We start from the raw sequence: 26,452 nt of genomic DNA on the forward strand, positions 1-26,452 counted from the left end.
CACTGGAGTCACCGAGTGTCTGCTTTCTGGACCCGCACAGGCACGTGGGGGATTGCCTCCAGCCATGAGCCAGCTGGCGGTAGGGCTGCCAGTTGTCTCATGGCCACGGCCTACCCCGCAGTTGTGCCTGCGCTACTGAGTAGTATTAACTTTGATTGTGGTTCAAACAAGAATAAAATCAGTGACTTAGTGATACTGATCTTCTATTTATGAAAAAGAAGTGTAAGAACTGCCCTACACACGACGCGCCGAAGTGGGGACAAAGAATTTGCCACTTAGATTGCTAGCTAAACCACAACCGCACGCCGCTTATTAGGCATGCTAAATAGAAACGTAATCATGGTCACTTACGCACTTACAACAGAACAGTGACCTAAAGAGCACTAAAAGTCTATTGAAAACACAAAAAAAGGTCTGCTACCGGAAATTGAAACTTCCGGGGCAGACCTTTTTCATATATTACTTACCTTCTTCAACTTCCACTTCAGCATCATCAGCTGGAGCGTCTTCTGCAGGTGCTTCTACGTCAACTGGAGCTTCACCTTCAGTTGGTTGCTCTTCCATCTTGAACAAATCAAGTGAAGCTTTCAAATCTTCGTCTTTAATTTTTACATCTGCTGCTTTTACTAGCTTCGAAACTTTAGCTAATAGCTCATTTTCGTCAGCCTTTTCCATCAATAGTTCGTGACGAATTTCATCTTTCTTTTCATCAGAGATTTTCTCATCTTCAGCTTTGCGTTTTTCTTTTACTTCAATGATGTGGAAGCCATTATCTGATTGAACCGGCTCACTGATTTTGCCTGGCTCTAAGTCGTATGCAGCGTTCCAGAATTCAGGAACCATTACACCGTATGCGAACCAGTCAAGATCTCCGCCTTCATCTTTAGAACCTGGATCAGTAGAGTATTCTTTTGCTACTTTCGCAAAGTCTTCTCCTTTATCCAACTTCTCTTTTACTTCTTTTGCTGTCTTTTCATCTTCAACTAAGATGTGACGAGCGTTGATTTCTGATTGAGATTCTTCAAGGCGTTTGTTTAACTCTTCGTCAGAAACTTCAATACCGTCAGTCAATGCAGCTTCTTGCAATTTATTCAAACGAATCATTTTTTTGAAGCTGTCAGGTGTTTGTCCTTGTTGAGCTAAAAATGCTTCGAAGTTTTCACCGAGTTGTTCTTTGTTTTTATCAAATTCTGCGTCTACTTGCTTATCGTCTACGTCATACTTATCATCCAGAACCTTTTCTAAGATGATCATTTGTAGAGCTTGTTCACCGACAGATGTTTTCATTTCTTGATAAAACTCATCTTTCGTTACATCTCCTGCTTTAGAGGTCATAACCTTTTCATCCCCGCCACCAGAACAAGCGGATAAAGCTGCAACCGAAGCTGCGAGTGTAAATGCTAACATCTTCTTTTTCATGTAATTAACTCCCCTAATCTAAGTATAGATTCTGTATATTCTTTAAGTAAACACTATACCATATAACGTATGAAAAACAAAAAGGTTCCATTCATCCAAACTGCCCAACCGCTTTTTTCTACTTTCGCATAGGATACAATGTGAAAGGGGGTGCCTTCATGAGCGGTTACACACATGGCGGATCAGGTTCATCAGGCTTTGCTTTAATTGTTGTGTTGTTCATTTTGTTGATTATCGTCGGTGCGGCATACTTGTATTAAAAAAAGCCCTGCCTCCAGTACTGGGGGTGGGCATACATAGTGTCAGGCGCTAAAGAACACTTCTACATATAAGGATAAAATGAGGATTGTAATCAGAATGTTTACAGTTCGATAAATCTTTGGCTGCTTTTCTTCTGGGATCTCTCTAGATTGGCAAAGAGCAAATGTCATTTTATTAATTTGATATAAGTAGAACAATGAAAATAGAATGGTAATCGCTATAACCATTTTAGACCTCCTCTTTCTGCTTCTGTACTATCATAGCAGAATTTATGATCAAAAGGAAAAAACTAAACTGTATGAAGAGCAGGTAGTTATGACTCTACTTCAGATTTTGTAAGGTAATCATTCGAATCGACATAGGTCTTCTCGATGTTCTGGAAACCGCGTTCAAATATATCCATGAAATCATCCCCGTAGATGTTACGTAATACAGACATGACTTCAAGGAATTTACCGTAAATATCGCGAATAGGAAGAGAACCTTGAAGTACGCTATAATCTTCATTGTGGTAATTTTCATTCATCTGGATGAGTAATGCTATGCCTTCATCTGAAACCGTCACGTATGTATTGCGTCGGTCATCATCTTTTTTCGAGAAGTACAAAAGCTGACGTTGTTCCAACTTCTTTGAAAAGTTAAAGGCGGTTGAGACGTGCATTACACCAAACTTCGCGATGTCTGAAATTGTAGCGCCTTCTAAATGATAGGCGATCCATAAAATATGATGTTCATTAATATTGAGTTCATACGGTTTAATCCATTGTTGCCAATCCTTCTCTACAGCTTTCCATAATGCCTTGGACATTTGGGCTACGCGCTGATTGAAGATCATGGCGTCTTTACGTGAAATATGTTGATCGGCCATCGAGACACCTGCTTTCTTTCAGTCTTTTTATTTATTATACCAAAAAAGCAACAAATAGAGAAGACGGAATAATAAAATAAATCAGTTTGAGTGTATACGCCCATAGAATCCAGCTAGTTCATAGCTGTTTTACTATGGGTCACTCAAAGATTAGCAAGTAAAAAACTGATGCCTAAATGGAAATGCGTTAGCGAGCACTAATGGATTTTTCGAGATCATCCAGTGCTGTTTGGATTGCAGAAATTTCTTTCTCCAAACGTTTCTTATTATGTTCTGTTGAGCGCTTCCAGTCTGCCACGGAAACTTTCATTTCTTCAACTGTCTCTGGTACAAGTTCTTTTGCTTCTTTCGATAAATCGGTTACGGAATCTTTTAGATCTGCGACTTGCCCTTTGACATCTTTCAACTTATCTTTCAATTCGAGTGATGCATTTTTGACACTATCACGCAGTTCGCTGCCAGCTTTAGGTGTAGAATATAGAACAGTTACCGCAGAAGTGACAGCACCTGCTGCCAGACCAATAAAGAATGTGGACGCTTTCATATAGAGAACACTCCTTTTGTATAGTTATTATTTTATTAAAGCATGTTATTACGTAGTTGAGCAAGAAAATGAATGAAATATTATTCTAACAAAAGCATTCTGTCCTAATGGTGGGAGGATTGGATAGAAGAGTGGAGTTCATTTCAAGTTATGAAACATAGTCCCGTACTCTTCTGTTTTACATCCTCGACGTGTTATTCTTGCAGTCGTCTTGAAATATTAGTAGCTAATTCAGATACTACGTCCATCGGGAACTGCTCTACTTTTGTGTTGAATTCTACTTTCAGACCATCTGTTTTATCATAGCGTGGAATTAAATGCATATGGAAATGATAGACTGACTGACCTGCGAAAGATCCGTTGTTTTGTAATAGATTCATCCCGGACGGTTGAAATTCTTCTTTTAATGCGTTAGCAATTTTTGGGGCCGCTTTAAATATATTCGCAGCTTCTTCCTCAGTTAATTCATACACATTTTCACGATGTGTTTTTGGAATCAGGAGTACGTGCCCTTTCGTGACAGGCATAATGTCCATAAACGCGATCACGTGATCATCTTCATATACTTTTTCTCCTGGAATCGTGCCTTCTACAATCTTGCAGAAAATACATGAGGTCATTTCTACACATCCTTTCATGTTTGGATGTATTGTAGCATATTTTCAGATAGTTAACGAAGGCGGATAAAGCAATTTTACAATTTCTTTGCTAAAATATTAAAAGAAGATAGGGGGAAAAATAATGGCAATCCTAGAACTAGAACATGTAACAGGTGGTTATACGCGTAAGCCCGTTTTACATGACCTTTCATTTCAAATAGAAGAGGGGGAATTGGTCGGGTTAATCGGACTAAATGGTGCAGGAAAGAGTACGACAATCAAACATATTATCGGTGTGATGAATCCCCTCGAAGGAATAATCAAGATTGACGGTGCGACGTTTAGTGATAAAGAACATTACCGCCAATCATTCAGTTATATTCCAGAGACTCCAGTGTTATACGAAGAACTTACATTACAAGAACATTTGGAACTGACTGCGATGGCATACGGGTTGGACAAGCAGCAGTTTGAAATCCGTACCGAACAATTGCTGAAAGAGTTCCGTATGGAAAAACGCTTGAAGTGGTTTCCCGCTCACTTTTCTAAAGGTATGCGACAGAAAGTCATGATCATGTGTGCTTTCCTAGTAGAACCAAAATTATATATTATCGATGAGCCGTTCGTTGGGTTAGATCCGTTGGCGATTCGCGCATTACTCGACCAAATTATTGAACGGAAAAATGCCGGTGCTTCTATACTGATGTCGACTCACGTTTTGGCGACGGCTGAGAAGTATTGTGATCGTATTATTTTGTTGCACGAAGGACGGGTCCGTGCGAACGGTACGATGGACGACTTGCGCAAGGCGTTCGGACGACCGGATGCAACACTTGATGACTTGTATATTGCAATGACTGAGGAACCTGACTATGAACAACATGCATGAGATTTGGGGACAACGGTTCTTCCATTACGTCAATGAATTACAGAAATATATGCGCTATGTATTCACTGGACATTTGGCTATAGTCTTCATGTTCGCCATTGGAGCAGGAGGCTATGCGTATAGTGAATGGCTGAAAGAAGTGCCCGCTACATTCCCATCTGTCTTCATTGTATCCGTCGTCATTGCACTGTTGTTAATGAAAGCTGCACCGACTACGTTACTAAAGCCGGCAGATATTGTCTTTTTCCTGCCATTGGAAAACCAATTGCCGAGCTATATGAGACGTTCAATTACTTGGTCGACGTTTTCTCAACTTCCTTTACCGTTGATTGCCATGGTCATTGCATTGCCTTTATTAAAGGCAACGGAAGTGGGCGCAGGCACTGATTATCTCCTCGTGATATTGCTGATCATTGCGTTTAAAGGATTGTTTGTAGGGACTGAATATAGTGTTCGAGTAGCCAATCATGATTTCGTTTGGCCGGACCGTGTGCTTCGTCTGGTTTTAACATTTTCAACAATTTACTTCGCTCTTACGTGGAGTTCGGTTGCAATCTTTATCGGAATTTTGATCGCCATGCTCTATGCGAAGTTTTGGGATAAAAAAGCAGAGCAGTTTCCGTTTCCGTATGAGCAGTTTATTGAATTAGAACAAAACCGTATGATGCGTTTCTATCGATTTGCGAATTATTTCACGGAAGTACCGCATCTAGTCGGATCAGTAAGTAAGCGTAGCTGGTTAAAAATTGCCATGAAACGTTCTACGTTCAAGCGCAAAGATGTACAAAATTACTTGGTTGTCCGGACATTTATTCGTACAGATGATACATTTTGGTTGTGGGTTAGATTAACGGTGCTGTCTGCGATGGGTGCATTTTTAATACCGATTCCGATCGTCTCGTTCATCTTTTTAGGGGCATTGGCGTTTGCGACTGCTGTTCAGTTAATATTGGCACTTGAAGGCGGCTTCGAGTTCACTATGGATCAGCTGTTTCCTGAAGAACAGGAAAAATCGCAAATCAAAGCGGTTCGTTTGTTAGTAAGAAAATTGATTTGGCTACAAGCAATCATTCTATTACTGGCGGCATTACCATTGTACGGATTAAGTGTTACACCACTCTTGATTGCAGCTATCGCACTCATTGTCGGTGAAGCAACAATTCGATTGACTAAAGAGCAAATGATAGATATATGATGCTAGACAGTAGATAAGTTGAAATAGTAATAGGTAATCAGCATTTCTTAAGAAAAAAATAATCCTGTCACGGAATTTTCTGGATATATGTACCTAGTGAACGTTAATCTAATTAAACAGAAGTAATTAAAAAGTTAGAATAGTTAAAATAATGGTTGCATTTAGTATTCTATTGCATATATAATTACTAAAAGGTATCAGGGGTGAGAGAGATGAACAATAACAACTCATATGCTGAATTTTTGAAAGCGGTAGGTAACAAAGGCACTTCTCTCCAAGCGGAAAAGCTGCTGAACGAAATCTATTGGGATCTGTTTCTACAACACATTCATTGGGAACAAACACAATCGCGAATCATGCTATTGATTGACGATGCGCTGGATCAAAATGACAAAGAAGCATTCGACCTGTATACACAACAATTACTCGACATTTCACAAGAGAACGGATATGAACTTAAAACAAAATAATGTTTTCATAGGCACTGCTAGGGCAAAATTCTAGCAGTGTTTTTTTATTGTATAGAATGTCTTGCTGCAAGTTTCTTTCACAAAGTACAAGGGTACAATAAAGTACATAGAGAGTTAGCTTAAAACGTACGTTCGTTATTTCTTTAGAAAAAAACCTGGTTGTGGTAAAATAGAAGGACAGGTGTTTAAGAAGAGGAGTGGAACCATTTGAACGAAACATTTCAATTGCAGGCACCATATACGCCGCAAGGAGATCAGCCAAAAGCGATCGAAAGCCTTGTTAACGGCATTAAACAAGGTAAGAAACATCAAACGTTACTTGGTGCAACGGGTACAGGTAAAACATTTACTGTTTCCAATGTACTGACAGAAATCAATAAACCTACACTGGTCATTGCGCATAATAAAACGTTAGCAGGCCAATTATATAGCGAGTTCAAAGAGTTTTTCCCGGATAATGCAGTAGAATACTTCGTCAGCTTCTATGACTTTTATCAACCGGAAGCGTATGTTCCACAGACAGATACTTTCATTGAAAAGGATTCATCGATCAATGATGAAATTGATAAACTTCGCCACTCCGCAACGAGTGCTTTATTTGAACGCAATGATGTCTTGATTGTGGCATCTGTTTCGTGTATTTACGGCCTTGGTTCGCCGGAAGAATATAATGATATGGTTTTTTCATTACGCAAGGGGATGGAAATACCTCGTAATGAACTATTGCGCACGCTAGTGGACATTCAGTACGAACGCAATGACATCAATTTCACGCGTGGTACATTCCGTGTTAGAGGCGATGTAGTCGAAGTCTTTCCGGTGGCACGTGATGAGCGTTGTATACGTCTTGAGTTTTTCGGAGATGAAATTGAACGAATCCGTGAAGTAGATGCTTTAACAGGTGAAGTCATCGGTGATCGTGATCATGTGGCTATTTTCCCAGGATCTCACTTCGTTACACGCGAAGAGAAGTTACTTAAAGCGATTGAAAATATTGAAATCGAGTTGGAAGAACAGCTTAAATATTTACGTGATAACGATAAGTTATTAGAAGCGCAGCGCTTAGAACAACGGACGCGCTATGATTTAGAAATGATGCGGGAGATGGGCTTCTGTTCTGGTATTGAGAACTATTCCAGACATTTGACATTGCGTGAAGCAGGTGCGACACCTTATACGTTGCTGGATTATTTCCCTGATGACTTTTTGATCGTAGTAGATGAGAGTCACGTATCCTTGCCGCAGATTCGCGGTATGTACAATGGAGACCAAGCGCGTAAAAAGGTATTGGTGGAACATGGTTTCCGCTTGCCGTCTGCATTAGACAACCGTCCATTGATGTTTGAAGAATTTGAAAAGCATATTCGACAGGCTATGTATATTTCTGCAACGCCAGGACCTTATGAAATTGAGCATACAGACGAGATGGTAGAACAGATTATACGTCCTACAGGATTACTTGATCCAATCATTGAAGTGCGTCCAATTGAAGGGCAAATTGATGATTTATTGGATGAAATACAACTTCGAATTGAACGAGATGAACGTGTCTTGATTACAACTCTGACGAAAAAGATGTCAGAAGACTTGGCGGATTATTTAAAAGATATTGGGATTAAGGTTCAGTATCTCCATTCTGACGTCAAGACACTGGAACGGACAGAAATTATTCGTGAGTTACGTGTCGGGACGTATGATGTGCTGATCGGAATCAACTTACTGCGTGAAGGAATCGACATCCCAGAAGTTTCATTGGTCACGATTTTGGATGCAGATAAAGAAGGGTTCTTGCGTTCGGAACGTGCGTTGATCCAGACGATTGGTCGGGCTGCACGTAACTCAGAAGGACGCGTCATCATGTACGCGGATAAAATGACGGATTCCATGAAGAAAGCTATTGATGAAACGGAACGTCGTCGTGAAATTCAAATAGCTTACAATGAAAAACATGGTATAACACCAACAACCATCGTCAAACCGATACGTGAATTGATCCGTGCTACTCAAGTGGCTGAAGAAACGGAATCGTATTTGCAAAAGGTGACCAACGGCAAGAAGCTATCGAAAGACGAGAAAGGCTTATTGCTAATTAAATTGGAAAAAGAAATGAAAGACGCAGCAAAAGCGTTGGACTTCGAAAGAGCTGCAGAGTTACGTGATACCGTATTAGAACTGAAAGCAGAAAGGTAGAGTTCGCATGAAAAATAAAGAACTTGTAATCCAGGGCGCGAGAGCGAATAACCTGAGAGACATTACAGTGAAGATTCCACGTGACAAACTAGTTGTGCTTACGGGCCTATCTGGATCAGGAAAATCTTCACTGGCGTTTGATACGATTTACGCGGAAGGACAGCGCCGCTATGTGGAATCATTATCCGCGTATGCGCGTCAATTCCTTGGACAAATGGATAAACCAGACGTGGACTCTATAGAAGGATTGTCGCCGGCGATTTCCATCGACCAGAAGACAACGAGTAAAAACCCACGCTCTACTGTAGGAACGGTGACGGAAATCTATGACTACTTGCGTTTGCTGTATGCCAGAGTTGGAAAACCACATTGTCCGTATCATGGCATTGAAATCTCAACGCAGACGATTCAGCAAATGGTGGATCGTGTAATAGAGTTGCCGGAGCGTACTCGAATTCAGATTTTGGCACCTATTATTTCAGAACGTAAAGGGACGCATGCCAAATTATTTGAAGACATTAAAAGACAAGGGTATGTACGCGTACGGGTCAACGGTGAAACGATTGATTTGGACGATAATATAGATTTAGATAAAAATAAAAAGCATACGATTGAAATCGTCATTGACCGGATTGTCATGAAAGAAGGCGTCGAAACACGTTTAAGTGACTCATTAGAGTCCGCTTTACGTCTTGCTGACGGTAATGTTCTTGTCGATGTAATCGGTGAAGAAGAACTGTTTTTCAGTGAACATCATGCATGTCCTATTTGTGGATTTTCAATTGGTGAGCTAGAACCGCGTATGTTTTCATTCAACAGTCCATTCGGTGCATGTCCTGAATGTGATGGGCTCGGCATGAAACTTGAAGTCGATCCAGATTTAGTCATTCCAAATAATGAACTAACGCTAAAAGAACACGCCATTGCCCCATGGGAGCCAACAAGTTCTCAGTATTATCCGGAACTCCTGAAGACGATTGCCAAGCATTATAAAATTCCTATGGATGTACCGGTTAGTGAATTAGCTGATTCGGATATTGAAAAACTAATGCTAGGATCGAAAAAGGAGAAGATTCGTTTCCGCTATACAAATGAATTCGGTAATACCCGCGATAGCGATATTTATTTCGAAGGTGTTTTGCGCAACGTAGAACGCCGTTATCATGAGACATCTTCAGACTACATTCGTGAGCAGATGGGTAAATATATGACGGAAAAATCCTGTCCTACTTGTACAGGTTATCGCTTAAAGCCTGAATCACTTTCGGTATTAGTGAATGGCGAGCATATCGGGAAAATCACGGAACGCTCGATTGTTGAAACAACGAAATTCTTTGACCAATTAACCCTTTCTGAGAAAGACGCGCAAATTGCAGATATGATCCTAAAAGAAATCCAAGAACGTTTAGGCTTCTTGGTAAACGTCGGACTCGACTATCTGAATTTATCACGTTCAGCGGGAACACTGTCTGGTGGAGAGGCACAGCGGATTCGTCTGGCTACACAAATTGGATCTCGTTTGACGGGTGTTTTGTATATACTCGATGAGCCTTCAATCGGACTTCATCAGCGAGACAATGATCGATTAATTGGCACACTACAAAACATGCGGGATATTGGAAATACGCTGATTGTTGTAGAACATGACGAAGACACGATGATGGCTGCTGACTATTTAATTGATATAGGTCCGGGTGCTGGTGTGGCAGGAGGGGAAGTGGTAGCTGCTGGCACTCCTGCGAAAGTCATGAAAAACAAAAAATCGCTGACCGGTCAATATTTGAGCGGAAAGAAATTCATCCCACTTCCGACTGAACGCAGACCACGTGATGAGCGAAGTATTATCGTCAAGGGGGCTTCAGAGAACAACTTGAAGCATATTGATGCAGAGTTCCCTCTCGGTCAATTTATTGCAGTTACTGGAGTTTCCGGTTCGGGCAAGAGTACGTTGGTCAATGACATATTGCATAAAACATTGGCGCAGAAATTGAATCGATCCAAACAAAGACCTGGAAAATTCGATAGTATCAGTGGTGTGGAATATTTGGAGAAGATTATCGATATCGATCAATCACCAATTGGACGAACACCACGTTCCAACCCAGCAACGTATACAGGCGTCTTTGACGATATTCGCGATGTTTTTGCCATGACGAATGAAGCGAAAGTTCGTGGCTATAAAAAAGGTCGCTTCAGCTTCAACGTGAAGGGTGGACGGTGTGAAGCATGCCGTGGAGATGGAATCATCAAAATCGAAATGCATTTCCTACCGGATGTATATGTACCGTGTGAAGTATGTCATGGCAAACGGTATAACCGAGAAACACTTGAAGTGAAATATAAAGGAAAGAATATTGCGGACGTACTGGAGATGACAGTGGAATATGCGGTGGTGTTTTTCGAGAATATCCCGAAAATCCATCGTAAATTGCAGACGATTGTGGATGTAGGCTTAGGCTATGTACAATTAGGTCAACCAGCAACGACACTGTCAGGTGGAGAAGCACAACGTGTGAAATTGGCTTCCGAACTGCATAAACGTTCTACAGGTAAATCGTTTTATATTTTGGACGAGCCAACAACAGGTTTGCACGTTCATGACATTGCCAAGTTACTTGAAGTTCTACAACGTCTAGTTGATAGCGGTAACACCGTTCTCGTTATTGAGCATAATCTGGACGTCATTAAGACAGTCGATTATATTATCGATATTGGTCCAGAAGGCGGGGACAAAGGCGGAGAAATTGTTGCGACGGGGACACCGGAAGCGATAGCAGAAGTCGAAGAGTCCTACACCGGTAAATATTTGAAGACCATCCTAGAAAGAGATCGAAATCGGATGAAAGAACAAATTAAAAAAGTAGTAAAGAAATAGAAAATGAAACTTTTATTCCTCAGAACCGTATAAATAGATAGTTACTGCAAAGATTGTTCAAAACGAGGAGGAATCTGGAAATGCAAAATGAACGCATACGAATACTAACAATGCTTGAAGAAGGTAAAATTACAGCTGAAGAAGCATTGAAATTACTGGAAGCCATGGGTAAGGAATCTGAACAAAGAACAGCAGAAGAGAGCTCTTCAGCTGATGCTTTCTTCGAAGATATCCGCAAAGAATTCGTCTCAGCAGGTGACCGCTTCATGCAATTTATGGATACGGCAGTACACCGTGTGAAAGAATTCGATTTCGAAGCACCATTCAGCAAATCTGTCTCCTTTACCCATACAGAAAGTAAATCTGTAGAAGATATAGAAGAAATCATCATCCATATCGATCACGGTACTGTGGAAATTCATCCTTCAGAAAACGATGAGATCATGGCGAAGTTTTCTGTAAAGCATTTCAATACTGATTCTGAAGCAGGCGCACTTAGTCAGTTCCTTGAAAAGTTATTGTTCGTGAAAGACGGTAATAAGTTGCGCATCGGGAGTGACTTGAAAATGTTGCAAGTCAACATGCATCTGTACGTTCCGACTTCAACACTTTATAATAAACTCTCTGTCCGTTTGTTGAACGGAGGATGTTCAGTAGAAGGTGTCGCTTTCAAAGATCTACGCATCAAAACGGCAAATGGTAAAATCGAATGTGCAGATATTAAATTCGATGAAGCCGAACTAGAAACAGCAAATGGTATGGTACGTTTATTAAAAGTTACTGGTGAGAAGCTAGAAGCCGAAACATTAAACGGTCGTGTCTATATAGATGGCGCGGTACAAGATGTAGATGCGAAATCCTTAAACGGAAATGTGACGTTGACGACTTCATCTACTGATGCAAAAAGATTGGAAGCAAAGTCAATTAGCGGTTCTGTTGAAATTTACTTCCCATCTTCTATAGGTGTTAAGGGAGAGATTACGTCCAACATGGGCAAGCTCGACTTGCAATTAAATGACGTGTCCCGTGTGGAAGAGCAAGAGCAATTCTTGCATCGTACGATCCGCTTCAGTAAAAATGCCGATGACGCGACGAAAGAACCGTTGCATGTTACTGGTGAGTCCAAGACAGGCTCAGTTATGGTTCGCTATAACTCTGTCGATATGGTTTGATAGCATAATGAAACACCTGCATTGCCATTTGTGGCGGTGCAGGTGTTTTTTGTTTTGTTTGAATGTAATGAGGGGGAGTTGCTTGGGCGCTCATTAATTTGTCTGAGCGCTCATTGTGGTTGCGTATCCGCTCTATGGTGAGGGTTAAGCGCTCTATCCCAACAGCTAACCGCTCTATCCCGGTCCGTATCCGCCCATACTAACGGTCTATGCGATCAATCATGCCGATTATCCGCTCAATGACCCGGCAACATCGGGAGGGCGATCGCTCGGGCGCTCATTAATTCGTCTGAGCGCTCATTGTGGTTGCGTTCCCGCTCTATAGTGAGGGATAAGCGCTCTATCGCAACAGCTAACCGCTCTATCCCGGACCGTATCCGCTCATACTAACGGTCTATGCGATCAATCAGGCCCCGCACGCGCTCATTGCCCTGCAACATCTAGAGGTAGATCGCTCGTGCGCTCATTAATTCGTGTAAGCGCTCATTGTGGTTGCGTATCCGCTCTATGGTGAGGGCTAACCGCTCTATCCCAACAGCTACCCGCTCTATCCCGGACCGTATCCGCTCATACTAACGGTTTATGCGATCAATCATGCCACGCACCCGCTCATACCCACGGGTTATCCGCTCAATCACACCACGTATCCGCTCATTGCCGCCCGTATCCCATCACATCCAAGCCTAAACCCACCAATTCACCTCCCATACTCCCAACACAAAATTCCAAAAGCGATAGCCCGTGCGCATTGGCGTTGATAGGCTTTACTCTGCAATAACGCGGCCTCTGTCTGGTTCGACATGAAGCCGCACTCTACTAAAATCGCAGGCATATTTGTGTCACGCAGTACGGCGAAGTCCGCTTTCTTCACGCCACGATCAGGACGCTGGCAAGCAGAGATCAAAGCCTTTTGCACGGCAGAAGCGAGCACAGCGGAACTTTTGCTTGCTTGTGGATAAATATATGTCTCAATCCCTTGTGCTGAGTGCCAGCCATTGCCGAATGCATTGGCGTGGATGGAGACAAATGCATCAGCCTTCATTCGGTTAGCTGAAGCGGTTCGTTCGCTTAAAGGTACGTCCTGGGTAGACGCATGAGTATACTTAACTATCATGCCTTCCTTCGTTAAAAACTCTCCAACGAGTGTAGCTACTGCCGCATTAAAGTGATACTCCCGAAGCTTTCCATCAGGTGTTCGTTTACCGGGTGTATCTGGTCCGTGACCTGCATCAAGAATGATTAGTGTCAATTCTGTCCACTCTCCTTTATCCTCTATATAGAGAATTCTTTTAAAAGGGATACAAAAAGGGGATATAGATTAAGAAGTAATCCATTTCTTTTCGTTTCCTTCATGGTAAAATAGGTTGGAATAGTTTGTACATAAGCACAAAAGACTGCCAGAATACGTACATCGTAGCAGAAAGTGAGGGATTTCATGGGTGAATTAACGGTAGAAGATATGATGAATCGATTTGGATTGGAATTGATTGCTGGGCATGCAGGCATTCATAAGCAAATCCAAATGAGTGACATTTCACGGCCAGGACTTGAGATGGCTGGTTATTTTGATTATTATCCTGCTGAACGTGTGCAGTTGATCGGGCGTAAGGAGATGTCTTTCCTCGAAACATTGCCTGCCATTACACGAAGAAAGCGTTTGGAGCGACTTTGCTCGGTTGATACGCCAGCATTCATTATTGCTCATGGCGAAGAAGGTCCAAAGGAATTGAGCCAATTAGCAGAGGAGAAAAACATTCCAGTTCTCCGGACGGATTATAAAACTACACAATTTTCGGGGATGTTGACGAATTACTTGGTTGGACAACTTGCTCCGATGACGACAGTTCATGGTGTGCTAGTGGATGTGTATGGTGTGGGTGTATTGATCACAGGTGGCAGCGGAGTAGGTAAAAGTGAAACTGCGTTAGAACTCATTAAAAAAGGGCATAGACTAGTAGCGGATGATTCAGTTGAGATTCGTCAGGTGTCCGATAACGTCTTGATCGGAACGTCACCGAAACTGTTGAAGCATATGTTAGAGATTCGCGGGGTCGGTATTATCGATTTGATGACGTTATTTGGAGCGAGTTCCGTGAAGGATGATAAGCGTGTATTGCTAGCGGTTGATTTGGAGATTTGGGATGATAAGAAGCACTATGATCGTCTTGGCATCGATGAAGAGAAAGTAGAAATCCTTGATTCGCAAATTACCAAATTGTCCGTTCCTGTAAGACCTGGGCGGAATATTGCGGTCATCATTGAAGTAGCGGCGATGGATTATCGAATGAAACGTCTTGGCATTAATGCTGCAGAGGAATTTACGAAGCGTTTGGATCAAGCAATCGCAGATAATGCGGAATTATTAGACGAAGAGGAGCGCGACTAAGTGAATGTATCTATGCTAGTGATTAACCCAGTCGCGATCAGTATTGGCAGCTTAGAAGTTCGCTGGTACGGTATTTTGATTGCGCTCGGAATTATTTTAGGATTTATGGTAGTTCAACGAGAAATGCTGAAGCGGGGAATGCACCCTGACTTACTAACGGACATGCTCATTTGGGCGATACCTATTTCAATTATTAGTGCGCGAATTTACTATGTGATTTTCACATGGGATTATTACCGTGATCATCCAGACCAAATTATTCAAATTTGGAATGGCGGGATTGCCATCCATGGTGCGTTGATCGGTGCGGTCATTACCGCGGTGATATTCTGCAAGAAGCGTGGCGTGTCATTCTGGAAAGTTGCGGATATTACGGCACCTGGTTTATTGATTGGACAAATTATCGGGCGCTGGGGGAACTTCATGAATCAGGAAGCGCATGGCGGTCCGGTTTCAGAAGCGTTTAAAGAAAGTACGATTATTCCTGACTGGATTATGAATCAAATGACCATTGACGGGATCACGTATCATCCGACATTCTTGTATGAGTCGTTATGGAATGTTGTCGGACTCATTTTGATTTTAGTGATTCGAAGAACGCTGAAGATGAAACGTGGCGAAGTATTCTTGTTTTATGTCATCTGGTATTCTATAGGCAGATTCTTTATTGAAGGGATGCGGACAGATAGTCTGTATGTCATCGGCAGTTTGCGTGCAGCGCAGTTAGTATCTGTAACGGGAATTGTCATAGGGATTGCCATCTTGTTGTATCGTAGATATGTAATGAAAGTGAAAGAGAACTATAATGACAAACAAAGATAATATCGCATTATCTAATACGTTAAAAAATGGTTTACAAGTGGGATTAAAAACGACATGGTCACTCGGTAAGATCATTTTCCCTATTACGTTGCTTGTAACCATTTTGCAATTTACGCCTATCTTACCTTGGCTTGTGCAATTGGTTGAACCTATCATGCATCTTTTTGGCTTGCGCGGTGAAGCAGCCGTGCCTATCGTGCTTGGGAATGCATTAAACTTATACGCTGGAATTGCCGGCATCATTTCATTAGAATTAACGGTGAAAGAAGTATTTATTATTGCTGTGATGATCAGTTTTGCGCATAATCTGTTCATTGAAACAGCTGTCGCCATAAAAGTGGGCGTCAAACTATGGACAGTGCTTGTTGTACGTCTTGGATTGGCTGTGCTAGCTGGAGTTCTGATTAATTTATTCTGGACAGGTGGTAATGAAATCGCTCAATACGGTCTAACGCCAAAAGCGGAAGTCGTACCGGAAGGCTTTGTGCAAATTTTCTTGCTGGGACTTGAAAAGGCGGCATTTGGCGTTTTGCAGCTGGCATTGATCGTCATTCCGTTAATGCTGTTTGTGCAGTATGTGAAAGACCGCAAATATTTAGAGCGTTTTTCTACTAGTTTGGCACCGTTTACAAAAATGATTGGTGTGAAACCGAATGCATCGATGACACTCGTTGCTGGATTATTGATTGGGCTGGCATACGGTGCAGGTGTCATGATTCAAGCAGTGCAGGAAGATGGAGTATCGAAACGAGATATTACATTGGCCTTCATATTCTTGATGGCATGTCATGCGGTAATTGAGGACACACTATTATTCTTGCCACTCGGTATACCGATTTGGCCATTATTGATTATTCGGCTTGTTACTGCCATTGGACTGACGATTACAGTGAGTATTCTATGGAAGCAGCCGAGAGAGAAGGGGGAAGCTGTTATTGACTAATCAGCAGATTACTACATTATTATTTGATTTTGACGGAACGCTTGCAGATACAAATGAGTTAATACTCTCTTCTTTCCAACATGTATTGGAAAAACATTTCCCTGGACGTTTCGAGCGGGAAGAGATGTTGCCATTCATCGGACCTACATTACATGATACGTTTTCATCGATTGCACCGGATATGACAGAACAATTAATTGACGAATACCGTGAATGGAATCTGGCGAACCACGATGCATATGTTACTGAATTCGAAGGCGTGAAAGATACACTTCGTAAATTGTATGATCTTGGCTTGAAGATGGCAGTCGTTTCCACGAAGAAGCGTGACATGGTTGAAAGAGGGATTAATCTTCTAGGAATTACTCCTTATTTTGAGACTGTAATTGGACTCGATGATATTACGAACCCTAAACCGAACCCAGAACCTATATTACTGGCGTTAACACGTCTGGATCGAACAGCAGAAGAGTCACTTATGATCGGGGATAATTTCCACGATATACTCGGCGGACAAAATGCAGGAACACGAACTGCAGCCGTTGCATGGGCACTAAAAGGGGAAGAATACTTGCAGACATTCAAACCTGATTACATGTTGCAACATATGTCCGACTTACTTAAAATTACTGCGGGCATCAAGCTATGAGACGCACAGAGCGGCATCCTTCCAAAGGAGATGCAAATTCACTTTGGCATATTTACCGAACGGTCTCGATTGTAAAAGTAGCCAAAAATTTCATCGTCATTCAAATTGCGCGGTACACTCCGTTCGTTTCATGGAAAAATGTTTTGTATCGATTATTCTTGCGAATGAAAGTCGGAAAACATACGGCTTTTGCGCTGATGGTTGTACCGGATGTCATGTTTCCAGAACGAATTTCTGTCGGTGAAAACTCTATAATTGGGTTTAATACGACGATTTTAGCGCATGAATACTTGATAGATGAATACCGTATTGGAGATGTGGAAATAGGCAATCATGTACTGATTGGGGCCAATACGACGATTTTACCAGGCATTAAAATAGGTGACGGCGCTATTGTTTCCGCTGCGTCACTCGTCAATAAAGATATTCCGGCTGGTACATTTGCTGGCGGGAATCCAGTGCGTATTATATATACAGCCGAAGAAATGGCAGAACGTGCAGCTCGTGAAAGGAAATGAATGACGGGCTATGTAGTTGTGCTATACTAGAGGATACATTGCAGGGGGACGTCAAGTGCGTTCCTCTTACTTTTTCGGAGGAGTTCGATTGAAAAACAACCAACGATTTATGAAAGATAAAATTATACCATTCCTGCCTGACGGTGATTTTTATCGTAAACGCGCGATGCAAGCTATGCAGCGTGAACAATTTTCTGATGCGGAAAAATATTATAAACGTGCACTAGAATTGAATCCAGATGACGCACTGACACACATGGAATACGGCGTGTTCATCATGGAAGTCGGTCGCTTTGAAGATGCGTATGAGCTGTTGCAAACGGCTGATGATCTAGATCCAAATAATGAGGAGACGACATTCTATTTAGCGGAAGTTCACGCACATCTTGGTTTACTGCGTGAAGCGAAGCAATATGCATTGAAATATGTAGCTATGGCACCGGATGGTGTATTTGTAGAAGAAGCTCATGAAATCTCTGAATTCGCTGATCAAGAAGAATTGTTCGTGGAAGAAGGCGAACAGCTTGATGGTGAAGTGATTTTTAGGCAAGAAAAAGCACGTCGCATGATGGAACAAGGGGATTTTGAAGATGCTATAGAAGTGCTAGAAGATTTATTAGTGGATTATCCGAAAACATGGGCTGTCCATAATAATTTGGCGCTTGCGTATTTTTATATTGGCAAAGAGAAGCATGCAGAAGATATATTGTATGATGTCCTACGTGAAGAGAAAGGTAATATCCATGCGCTATGTAACTTGGCAGTGTTCTTTTATTACAACCGAGATGAAGAACGTCTGAACAGCATGATGGAGTTGTTGTCGAAAATTAAACCGTATCAATTCGAGCAACGCTATAAATTAGGTGCGACATTTGCACTAACTGGTCGTTATGAAGAAGCGTACCACTGGCTTCGAAGTCTGCAAAAGCGCGGATTTGAAGGAGATGTCGGGTATTACTTTTGGCTAGCGAATGCCGCATACTTTACGGGTCATCGAAAAGTAGCAGAACAGGCAAATGAAGCTTTGTTGAAGTTGGATCCTACTAAAGAAGGTTTTGAACCTTGGAAATCACTGGATGAAGAACTGGACACGGATTCTTACGAAGAGGATGTGCCGTTCTTGATTGAAAAGATTTCAAACCCTTATCACAGTGAGCGAATGCTTGGTTTGTACTTAGTAGGAAAGTCGTCACATTTACAGGAGATCTTATCGCATCCGGGATATATAGATGTGGAAAAATTGACTGCTGCAGAACAGCTTTTTTTAGCGCACAGCCTGAACTATTCATTCAAGGTGACTACTCCATTCGAAAAGGCTTTGAAAAAAGCGCTGGCAATTTGTGATCTATTGTATGAAGAGTATAAACCGCTTGATGAGCAAGGAGTACAGCTCTTTCAAATGTGGTTCTCTTTATGTGAAAATGCGCTTGAACAAAAATACATGTTCAGCAATGTACATGCACTTGCTGCCGCTGCAGATTTTATGTTCCAATCTTCACATGACAAAAAAGTGACAAAGAAGTCTATCGCAGAAAATTATAGCGTATCAGTTGCAACACTTTCTAAGTATATTCAAGAACTGCTTCAATTTCTGCCTTATTCAAAAGAATAACTGCCTGTAGATGTTGCATTTAAGTTGAAATTCACGTGTATTTCTCGTACGATTTTATGTAGCGATAGTTTTATCTGCCAGTCAGATAAAATGTTTGGTGATATGAATGAACACCAAGGGATGCGTATTTTGAAGGAGGAAAAACACCATGACAACGGAAGAAAAAGTATATGATGTGATTGTCGTCGGAGCAGGTCCAGCAGGGATGACAGCAGCTGTCTATACATCACGTGGAAATATGTCCACACTGATGCTAGAAAGAGGCTTGCCAGGCGGTCAAATGGCCAATACAGAAGATATTGAGAACTATCCTGGATTTGAAAGTATTTTAGGTCCGGATCTCTCCACGAAAATGTTCGATCATGCGAAACGTTTCGGAGCTGAATATGCGTATGGAGACGTAACGAAAATCGAAGACGGCCGTGAATTCAAAACGGTTCATGTAGGCGAGAAAAGTTATAAAGCACGTGCAGTTATTTTGACTACGGGTGCAGAATACCGAAAGATCGGTGTACCGGGTGAAGAAGAATTAACGGGCCGTGGCGTAAGTTACTGTGCAGTATGTGACGGGGCATTTTTCCGTAATAAAGATATCGTCGTAATTGGTGGCGGTGACTCAGCGGTAGAAGAAGGTTCATACTTAACACGTTTTGCTAATAAGGTAACTATTATCCACCGTCGTGATACATTGCGTGCACAAAAAATCGTCCAAGAGCGTGCGTTTGCAAATGAGAAGATTGATTTCATTTGGAATTCAACGGTTAAGCAAGTGAATGAAAAAGACGGGAAGATCGGTTCTATAACGTTGGTATCTACTGAAGACGGTTCTGAACGTGAAATGGAAACTGAAGGTATGTTCGTTTATATCGGATTGGATCCAATAACAGAGCCTTTCAAAGATCTTGGCATTTTGGATGAAAACGGCTATATTGAAACGAACGACATCATGGAAACAAAAATTCCTGGAATCTTTGCTGCAGGTGATGTGCGTGAGAAATTATTACGTCAAGTCGTAACCGCTACAGGAGACGGAAGTATTGCAGCTCAAGCAGCTCAGAAGTATATTGAAGAGTTGATGGAAGAAGTAGAAGCGAAGGCGTAAAACAGGTTATCCATTTGTAACGTCTATGTAATGGGTCTGCAATAAAAAAGGGGGATAATAGAAAGAAGAAAGACCCCCCTTTCATAATATAGCAACTTTGTGGCTATTTACGGTACAAACTTCCGTGAATAGTCACCTTTTTTTTTCGTTTTTAATGAAAGCGTTGTATACTATAAGTACATACTTGAAAAGTGGGGAACTACATATGCAAAAAATTGCTAATTTGCTCGTGGTAAAAGACGGTCAAGTCCTATTACTAAAGAAGCCAAGGCGTGGTTGGTATGTAGCACCGGGAGGGAAAATCGATGAAGGTGAGTCTGTATATGAAGCAGCTACTCGTGAATTTCTCGAAGAAACCGGTGCGCAGGCGATCTCGCCACATTTAAAAGGCGTATATACGATGATGATTATGGATGATGAGGGAACAGAATTATTGAACGAATGGTTACTCTTCACATTTGTCGCACATGATTATTCCGGAGAATTAATGAAGACAACCGTCGAAGGTGAACTGGAATGGCATCCGCTTGAAAGTTTGCATACACTGCCAATGGCGGAAGGTGATCGCAAGAATTTGCTCTTTGCGGTTAGTCAGAAAGGTATGCAATATGGAACGTTCTATTATACAGAGCAATTCCGCTTCTTGCGAGAATCGCTTCAACAATCAATGGAAGGTGAATAACATTTATGGATCAACCACAAGCGGTAAATGAATATGAAGTCGTAATTATTACAGGGATGTCAGGTGCAGGCAAGACAGTCGCCATGCAATGCTTTGAAGACATGGGATTCTATTGCATAGACAACTTGCCACCCGAATTGTTTGTAACTTTCCTGGATTTGATGATGAAGTCGGATAATCAGATGAGACGCATTGCCGCTGTAATGGATACGCGCGGAGGAAGTTTATTTGATTCCATGGTTACTGCACTCGAAGGATTATTCAAAATGGAAGATGTTAAAACAAGTTTGTTATTCCTCGACTCAGATAACGAAGCACTTGTGAAACGTTATAAAGAAACGCGTAGATCACACCCGTTATCTGAAGGAGGCGTGTTACTCGAAGGGATTCGCAAAGAACGTCATTTACTGACTGAAATAAAAGGACTTTCACGTTCTATTATTGACACATCTAAGTTAAAGCCTAAGCAATTACGAGAGAAAATCACACGTGAATTTTCTGAAGCAGGCGAGCCAAACTTCACCTTGAATTTTGTATCATTCGGATTCAAGCATGGGATGCCGATTGATGCAGACGTAGTATTCGACGTTCGATTTTTACCGAACCCGTTTTATTTGGAAGAATTACGTCCGTTGACAGGTTTGAATCGCGAAGTATCGGATTACGTATTGAAATGGTCAGATACAAAAGAATTAATTGAAAAACTAACCGATTTATTTAAATTCTTAATCCCTCAGTATAAACAAGAAGGAAAAGGTCAGGCGGTTATCGCATTCGGTTGTACAGGTGGTCAACATCGTTCTGTTACACTTGCTGAATACTTTACAGGTGTTTTTAAAGACGACTACCCGACGCATGTATCGCATCGAGACGTTGAAAAAAGAAAGGGTTGACATGAATATGCAATCCACTACGATGAAAAGAGTTGTTGTGTTCGGCGGTGGCACAGGATTATCCAATATCCTTCGTGGCTTAAAACGTTATCCGATCGAATTGACAGCGATTGTTACGGTAGCGGATGATGGGGGAAGTTCAGGTCGTTTATTCGACCAGTATAACGTCCCGCCGCCTGGAGATATAAGGCAAGTTATGGCAGCGCTTTCAGATGTTGAGCCTATGATCGAGAAAATGTTTCAGCATCGTTTTGAGGGATCAGATGGCTTGAAAGGACATTCTCTAGGGAATTTAATGCTTACAGCCTTAACGACTATTACTGGCGATTTCGCACGTGCAGTCGAGCAGATGGGCGTTGTGCTGAATATTAAAGGAACCGTACTACCTGCAGCAAATCAGAGAATTACCTTGCATGCCGAGCTTGAAGATGGTTCAATCATTACAGGTGAATCGAAAATCCCTCTCTATGGAAGGAAAATCCGTAACGTTTTCATCACGCCACAAGATGTAAAACCTTTGCCAGAAACAGCGGATACAATAAAAAATGCAGATTTAATCGTATTTGGACCGGGAAGCTTGTATACTAGTACTTTGCCAACACTTTTAGTGCAGGATATTCGCGAAGCGGTTCTCGAAAGTACTGCAAAAAAGGTCTATGTTGGTAATTTAACTACACAACGTGGCGAAACGTATCGCTATACTGCTTCTGAGCATGTTCAGGCGCTTTATGATCATGCGGGAGAACCATTTCTTGATGCAGTACTAGTGAATAATGCAGAAGCGTTCAGACGTACGCATAACCTGAGTGAAAGTGAAGAACCTTGGCTTGTGGAGAATGACCTAGAAATACTTCAATCACTAGTGCCTGAAGTATTTGTGCAGGAGATTGCGACAATATTAGATGGAACGATCATGCATAAAACGATGGAAGTATCAGATATGTTGATGAGTTATATAGAGAGAACGTAGAAGGCGGATAGATATGAAGATCGCCGAAAAGGGGGAATATCATGTCTTTTGCATCCAAAACGAAAAAAGAACTGACGCAAATTGAGGCGGATGACTGCTGTACGAAAGCAGAAATTGCGGCATTCATCCGAATGAATGGTGTTATGTCTTTTTCTAATAAACAACTAAGTCTTGACGTTCAAACAGAAAATGCCTCTATTGCGCGTCGTCTGTATTCGAACGTGAAGGCGTTGTATCCATATAAAGTGGAATTGCTTGTCCGAAAAAAAATGCGTTTAAAGAAAAATAATATCTATATTTGTCGGATCCGAGATGGAGCCAAACATTTATTAGAAGAATTGTCGATTATGACGCATGATTTCCAAATGATTAATACGATCGATCCACAGCTAATTGAAAATGACTGCTGTGCACGCGCATACTTACGGGGAGCTTTCCTGGCAGGAGGTTCCGTTAATAATCCGGAGACGTCTTCTTACCACTTGGAAATCTTCTCAAGTTATCAAGAACATAGTCAATCACTTGTTGAGTTGATGAACCATTTTCAGTTGAATGCGAAATCTATTGAACGTAAAAAAGGATTTATTGCGTATCTTAAAGAAGCAGAAAAAATATCCGATTTCCTTGGCATTATCGGTGCGCATGTATCCCTTATGAAGTTTGAAGATGTGCGGATCATGCGTGATATGCGCAACAGTGTGAATCGGCTAGTGAATTGTGAAACTGCCAATCTGAATAAGACAATCGGTGCGGCACAAAGGCAAGTAGAAAATATTAAGTTAATTGAGCGCACGATTGGTTTAGATCAATTACCGGATCGTCTGCAAGAAATTGCTCAATTACGTGTTACGCACCAAGACGTGACGCTAAAGGAGCTAGGTGAACTGGTAACGGGTGCACCGGTCAGTAAGTCGGGTGTCAATCATCGTTTGCGTAAGATTGAAGAAATCGCAGATCGTTTACGTTAAATAACTAGTAGATCCTTCATGAGAAGAGGAAGAAAAGGAGCACACACTATGGTAGAAAAAACAGTAAAAGTAGGAATTAAACCTGGTTTGCAAGCTAGACAGGCGGCGTTATTTGTACAGGAGGCCAATAAGTATACGGCTGATATTTATTTGAAGAAGGATAATCGTCAGGTGAATGCGAAGAGCATTATGGGGATTATGAGTTTGGCGATTGCGAAGGGGACGGAGATCACGTTGATTACGGACGGGATTGATGAGGATTTGGCTCTTCAGAATTTGGCTGATTTAGTCGAAGTTGAGCAGTGAGTCGGATCGTGTTGAATATGGGTGGCGATGACCTTTTTAGGTTTCGTCATCTTTTTTTGTTTTTTGGAATAAGGGAGGAGAGCGACCCGTTGATCTGCGTTCCAGGTGGACGCTTTCCCATGGGCGTGGCCTTGAGCCGCTTCCTTCGCTTCGCTACGTCCAGGGTCTCAAGGCGCACGCTAATCCATCGGGAGTCGCCCCCTGGAACGCAGATCAACTAGCTGTCTCTTTCTGGAGTTAGAGAGCTGGTACATTTGTGTGGTGAAGATAAACCCCAACCCCATATAAAATACAAAATAAAAAGGTTGTCGCGGAAGGCCATTTGGCTTTCCGGACAACCTGTTGTTGTTATTTCTTTTCGATTTCGCTGCGTTCTAGAACGTGGTCGACTAGGCCGTATTCTTTAGCGCGTTCGGCAGTCATGAAGTTATCGCGGTCTGTGTCTTTTGCGATGACGTCGATTGGCTGGCCCGTGCGATCTGCTAGGATTTGGTTTAGTTTTTCACGTAGGTGCAAGATGCGTTTTGCGGCGATTTCGATTTCAGTTGCCTGACCTTGTGCGCCACCTAGTGGTTGGTGAATCATTACTTCTGCGTTTGGCAAAGCGTAACGTTTACCTTCTGTACCAGCTGTTAGCAAGAATGCCCCCATAGATGCTGCCATACCTACACAGATTGTGCGGATGTCTGGCTTAATGTATTGCATTGTATCGTAGATTGCCATACCTGCTGTGATACTTCCACCTGGGCTGTTGATGTAAATGGAGATATCTTTATCTGGATCTTCAGCTTCTAGGAATAGCAGTTGTGCAACGATAGAGTTGGCTACGTTGTCGTCAATGCCGCTACCCAACATGATAATACGGTCTTTCAATAGACGAGAGTAAATATCGTACGCTCGCTCACCACGGTTTGTTTGTTCAATAACTGTAGGAATTAGATTCAATTAGACTTCCTCCTTTAATTACTTCATAATATTCGTTCGGTTGAAATCATTTCGTATTTCAACTATAACTGTATTTTACCTATTAAGGTCAACAAAGGTCAAATCATTTGCCTTAAAAATACACATTGCTTTTCATTATATTCTACGATATAATGGAAGATGTCTCTTACAGAAGAAAAGCTTTTTTCTGTAGTGGAGTAGTTATAGTTAAAGCTTGATACTACACGTTTAGTCCTCGTGGTGCAATGGATAGCACGTGAGCCTCCGAAGCTCAAAATGTGGGTTCGACTCCCGCCGAGGGCATCAAGGTTCTATCTTAAACAACGATTGTTTGTCATGGTCCATTTGGATCGTGCATCCAATCGTTGTTTTTTACGACATTGGAAAGATATAAATAGAACACACTCGATGAGAAAAAGTGTAAGTAATCTCATTGAGTGTGTTCTTTTTTAATAAGTTATATTCATTTTGTTTACTTTTTCCTATGAATAAATCATCGGTAGAAATTCAGAACCGAAGTAATGCTCCGGAGATAAACATGAATGTTTGTGAGAGTTAGGTAGTGTTTACATGGGGGTGAAGCACCAATCCCCAGCGTTCCTAATTTCAAGAAACCGATAGCCACCATAACCCGTCAGCGTAATCAGAAGCGTAGGCACAGTCAATACACTACCTAATACCTTCATGAAGTACGCACGCCCTTTAACAGCAGCACATGCAACCAAAGCAACGCCGTCAGCGAGCCGATTGGTGTCATCTTCAGACCTAAATCACATTCGCATAAATTAACGCCTCCCGCACATTAGGTGGTACCGCTGCGATGAACCGCATACTAATCGTAGCAGCATGCAAGCCGTGACTTGATGTCTACTCGATCAAGCCAGTCAGTACAGACCTCAATCCTGCTACTCCAGCAACAAGCAGGATGACTAGTAAAAACATCCGTACGCTACTTCCTTTGGCAAAAACGCCATATGTAATGCAGACCATCCAATTGAGAGGTTACGCGGTTGCCAAATAACCCAGACTAGCGTGAGTAGAAATATAGTAGAAGCTAGTATTATTTGCATAGGTTCTCCTATTGACTACTTTCAATAGGAGGAACCCGCCATAACTTCAATAATTGCAATAGAAATTAATCGCCAATCGTTTTTAAGTAACGTTCCATTTGTGT

At 41.8% G+C, this 26,452-nt stretch carries 26 protein-coding genes, 1 tRNA gene and 2 pseudogenes; 20 read left to right on the forward strand and 9 right to left on the reverse strand.

Features of this window, described 5'->3' with window-relative positions; genetic code table 11:
• Window positions 1–459: 459 nt before the first annotated feature.
• Complete coding sequence (locus tag CSV74_RS00010; RefSeq protein WP_029054119.1) at window positions 460–1,419, reverse strand: peptidylprolyl isomerase; 960 nt, start codon at window positions 1,417–1,419, stop codon at window positions 460–462.
• 158 nt (window positions 1,420–1,577) lie between these two features.
• Between CSV74_RS00010 and CSV74_RS00015 the strand changes: the two genes are divergently transcribed.
• Window positions 1,578–1,679, forward strand: coding sequence for a YjcZ family sporulation protein (locus CSV74_RS00015; RefSeq protein WP_081657910.1), 102 nt, complete (start codon window positions 1,578–1,580; stop codon window positions 1,677–1,679).
• Window positions 1,680–1,721: 42 nt separating this feature from the next.
• Here the strand turns inward: CSV74_RS00015 and CSV74_RS00020 are convergent, their stop codons facing one another.
• The 4 genes from CSV74_RS00020 to CSV74_RS00035 all read right to left on the reverse strand — a co-directional run bounded on the left by CSV74_RS00020 (window position 1,722) and on the right by CSV74_RS00035 (window position 3,712).
• On the reverse strand, window positions 1,722–1,907 hold the full coding sequence (locus CSV74_RS00020) for a hypothetical protein (RefSeq protein ID WP_029054118.1): 186 nt from the start codon (window positions 1,905–1,907) through the stop codon (window positions 1,722–1,724).
• Between the two features lie 86 nt (window positions 1,908–1,993).
• Window positions 1,994–2,548 (reverse strand): HTH-type transcriptional regulator Hpr, encoded by a 555-nt coding sequence (locus CSV74_RS00025; RefSeq protein WP_099690123.1) that lies wholly within the window; start codon window positions 2,546–2,548, stop codon window positions 1,994–1,996.
• Between the two features lie 187 nt (window positions 2,549–2,735).
• Window positions 2,736–3,092, reverse strand: coding sequence for a YtxH domain-containing protein (locus CSV74_RS00030; protein ID WP_099690124.1), 357 nt, complete (start codon window positions 3,090–3,092; stop codon window positions 2,736–2,738).
• Window positions 3,093–3,286: 194 nt separating this feature from the next.
• Window positions 3,287–3,712 (reverse strand): HIT family protein, encoded by a 426-nt coding sequence (locus tag CSV74_RS00035; RefSeq protein ID WP_099690125.1) that lies wholly within the window; start codon window positions 3,710–3,712, stop codon window positions 3,287–3,289.
• Window positions 3,713–3,833: 121 nt separating this feature from the next.
• On the opposite strand from CSV74_RS00035, the gene CSV74_RS00040 reads away from it, so the two are divergent.
• From CSV74_RS00040 to CSV74_RS00065, 6 genes are all read left to right on the forward strand, one after another.
• Complete coding sequence (locus tag CSV74_RS00040) at window positions 3,834–4,580, forward strand: ABC transporter ATP-binding protein (RefSeq protein ID WP_099690126.1); 747 nt, start codon at window positions 3,834–3,836, stop codon at window positions 4,578–4,580.
• Window positions 4,564–5,775, forward strand: a complete 1,212-nt coding sequence (locus tag CSV74_RS00045) for an ABC transporter permease (protein WP_099690127.1) — start codon at window positions 4,564–4,566, stop codon at window positions 5,773–5,775. The genes CSV74_RS00040 and CSV74_RS00045 overlap by 17 nt, the downstream gene beginning before the upstream one ends.
• 212 nt (window positions 5,776–5,987) lie before the next feature.
• A complete protein-coding gene (locus CSV74_RS00050; RefSeq protein WP_099690128.1) occupies window positions 5,988–6,245 on the forward strand; it encodes an IDEAL domain-containing protein in 258 nt (85 codons plus the stop codon).
• A gap of 207 nt (window positions 6,246–6,452) precedes the next feature.
• Window positions 6,453–8,435: an excinuclease ABC subunit UvrB gene (gene uvrB, locus CSV74_RS00055; protein ID WP_099690129.1), complete on the forward strand. Its 1,983-nt coding sequence runs from the start codon at window positions 6,453–6,455 to the stop codon at window positions 8,433–8,435.
• Between the two features lie 7 nt (window positions 8,436–8,442).
• Window positions 8,443–11,310: an excinuclease ABC subunit UvrA gene (gene uvrA / locus CSV74_RS00060; protein WP_099690130.1), complete on the forward strand. Its 2,868-nt coding sequence runs from the start codon at window positions 8,443–8,445 to the stop codon at window positions 11,308–11,310.
• 80 nt (window positions 11,311–11,390) lie between these two features.
• On the forward strand, window positions 11,391–12,482 hold the full coding sequence (locus CSV74_RS00065) for a DUF4097 family beta strand repeat-containing protein (RefSeq protein ID WP_099690131.1): 1,092 nt from the start codon (window positions 11,391–11,393) through the stop codon (window positions 12,480–12,482).
• Between the two features lie 697 nt (window positions 12,483–13,179).
• Here CSV74_RS00065 and CSV74_RS00070 read toward each other — a convergent pair.
• Window positions 13,180–13,731 (reverse strand): N-acetylmuramoyl-L-alanine amidase, encoded by a 552-nt coding sequence (locus CSV74_RS00070; protein WP_099690132.1) that lies wholly within the window; start codon window positions 13,729–13,731, stop codon window positions 13,180–13,182.
• A gap of 186 nt (window positions 13,732–13,917) precedes the next feature.
• Here CSV74_RS00070 and hprK point away from each other — a divergent pair, with 186 nt between their 5' ends.
• The 12 genes from hprK to CSV74_RS00130 all read left to right on the forward strand — a co-directional run bounded on the left by hprK (window position 13,918) and on the right by CSV74_RS00130 (window position 24,333).
• Entirely contained in the window at window positions 13,918–14,868 is a 951-nt protein-coding gene (gene hprK, locus CSV74_RS00075) for an HPr(Ser) kinase/phosphatase (RefSeq protein WP_099671317.1), read from the forward strand.
• Complete coding sequence (gene lgt, locus CSV74_RS00080) at window positions 14,869–15,690, forward strand: prolipoprotein diacylglyceryl transferase (protein WP_233190692.1); 822 nt, start codon at window positions 14,869–14,871, stop codon at window positions 15,688–15,690.
• Entirely contained in the window at window positions 15,674–16,633 is a 960-nt protein-coding gene (locus CSV74_RS00085) for a nucleoside recognition domain-containing protein (RefSeq protein WP_099690133.1), read from the forward strand. The genes lgt and CSV74_RS00085 overlap by 17 nt, the downstream gene beginning before the upstream one ends.
• The gene (ppaX, locus tag CSV74_RS00090) at window positions 16,626–17,282 is read left to right on the forward strand and encodes a pyrophosphatase PpaX (RefSeq protein ID WP_099690134.1); all 657 of its coding nucleotides are present in this window, start codon (window positions 16,626–16,628) and stop codon (window positions 17,280–17,282) included. The genes CSV74_RS00085 and ppaX overlap by 8 nt, the downstream gene beginning before the upstream one ends.
• Window positions 17,279–17,800 carry an acyltransferase gene (locus CSV74_RS00095; protein WP_099690135.1) on the forward strand — a complete coding sequence of 174 codons (522 nt, stop codon included), beginning with the start codon at window positions 17,279–17,281 and terminating at the stop codon, window positions 17,798–17,800. Before ppaX ends, CSV74_RS00095 begins: the two co-directional genes overlap by 4 nt.
• 88 nt (window positions 17,801–17,888) lie before the next feature.
• A complete protein-coding gene (locus tag CSV74_RS00100; RefSeq protein WP_099690554.1) occupies window positions 17,889–19,412 on the forward strand; it encodes a tetratricopeptide repeat protein in 1,524 nt (507 codons plus the stop codon).
• 148 nt (window positions 19,413–19,560) lie between these two features.
• Window positions 19,561–20,514 carry a thioredoxin-disulfide reductase gene (gene trxB / locus CSV74_RS00105; RefSeq protein WP_029054100.1) on the forward strand — a complete coding sequence of 318 codons (954 nt, stop codon included), beginning with the start codon at window positions 19,561–19,563 and terminating at the stop codon, window positions 20,512–20,514.
• A 205-nt stretch (window positions 20,515–20,719) separates the two neighbouring features.
• The gene (locus CSV74_RS00110) at window positions 20,720–21,196 is read left to right on the forward strand and encodes an 8-oxo-dGTP diphosphatase (RefSeq protein ID WP_029054099.1); all 477 of its coding nucleotides are present in this window, start codon (window positions 20,720–20,722) and stop codon (window positions 21,194–21,196) included.
• Between the two features lie 5 nt (window positions 21,197–21,201).
• On the forward strand, window positions 21,202–22,089 hold the full coding sequence (gene rapZ, locus CSV74_RS00115) for an RNase adapter RapZ (RefSeq protein ID WP_029054098.1): 888 nt from the start codon (window positions 21,202–21,204) through the stop codon (window positions 22,087–22,089).
• A gap of 22 nt (window positions 22,090–22,111) precedes the next feature.
• A complete protein-coding gene (locus CSV74_RS00120; protein ID WP_099690555.1) occupies window positions 22,112–23,059 on the forward strand; it encodes a gluconeogenesis factor YvcK family protein in 948 nt (315 codons plus the stop codon).
• Window positions 23,060–23,100: 41 nt separating this feature from the next.
• A complete protein-coding gene (whiA, locus tag CSV74_RS00125; protein ID WP_099690136.1) occupies window positions 23,101–24,027 on the forward strand; it encodes a DNA-binding protein WhiA in 927 nt (308 codons plus the stop codon).
• Between the two features lie 48 nt (window positions 24,028–24,075).
• Window positions 24,076–24,333 carry an HPr family phosphocarrier protein gene (locus tag CSV74_RS00130; protein WP_029054095.1) on the forward strand — a complete coding sequence of 86 codons (258 nt, stop codon included), beginning with the start codon at window positions 24,076–24,078 and terminating at the stop codon, window positions 24,331–24,333.
• Window positions 24,334–24,681: 348 nt separating this feature from the next.
• On the opposite strand, the gene clpP is transcribed toward CSV74_RS00130, so the two are convergent.
• On the reverse strand, window positions 24,682–25,278 hold the full coding sequence (clpP, locus tag CSV74_RS00135) for an ATP-dependent Clp endopeptidase proteolytic subunit ClpP (RefSeq protein WP_029054094.1): 597 nt from the start codon (window positions 25,276–25,278) through the stop codon (window positions 24,682–24,684).
• Window positions 25,279–25,509: 231 nt separating this feature from the next.
• On the opposite strand from clpP, the gene CSV74_RS00140 reads away from it, so the two are divergent.
• Window positions 25,510–25,581, forward strand: a tRNA-Arg gene (locus CSV74_RS00140).
• A 263-nt stretch (window positions 25,582–25,844) separates the two neighbouring features.
• Here CSV74_RS00140 and CSV74_RS16725 read toward each other — a convergent pair.
• Window positions 25,845–26,181: pseudogene (locus tag CSV74_RS16725) on the reverse strand (ArsB/NhaD family transporter); the annotation flags it as partial.
• A 59-nt stretch (window positions 26,182–26,240) separates the two neighbouring features.
• Window positions 26,241–26,348 (reverse strand): annotated as a pseudogene (locus tag CSV74_RS16455) (ArsB/NhaD family transporter); the annotation flags it as partial.
• Between the last annotated feature and the right edge of the window lie 104 nt (window positions 26,349–26,452).

The organism is Sporosarcina sp. P19, from assembly GCF_002743165.1.
GTDB classification, from domain to species: domain Bacteria; phylum Bacillota; class Bacilli; order Bacillales_A; family Planococcaceae; genus Sporosarcina; species Sporosarcina ureae.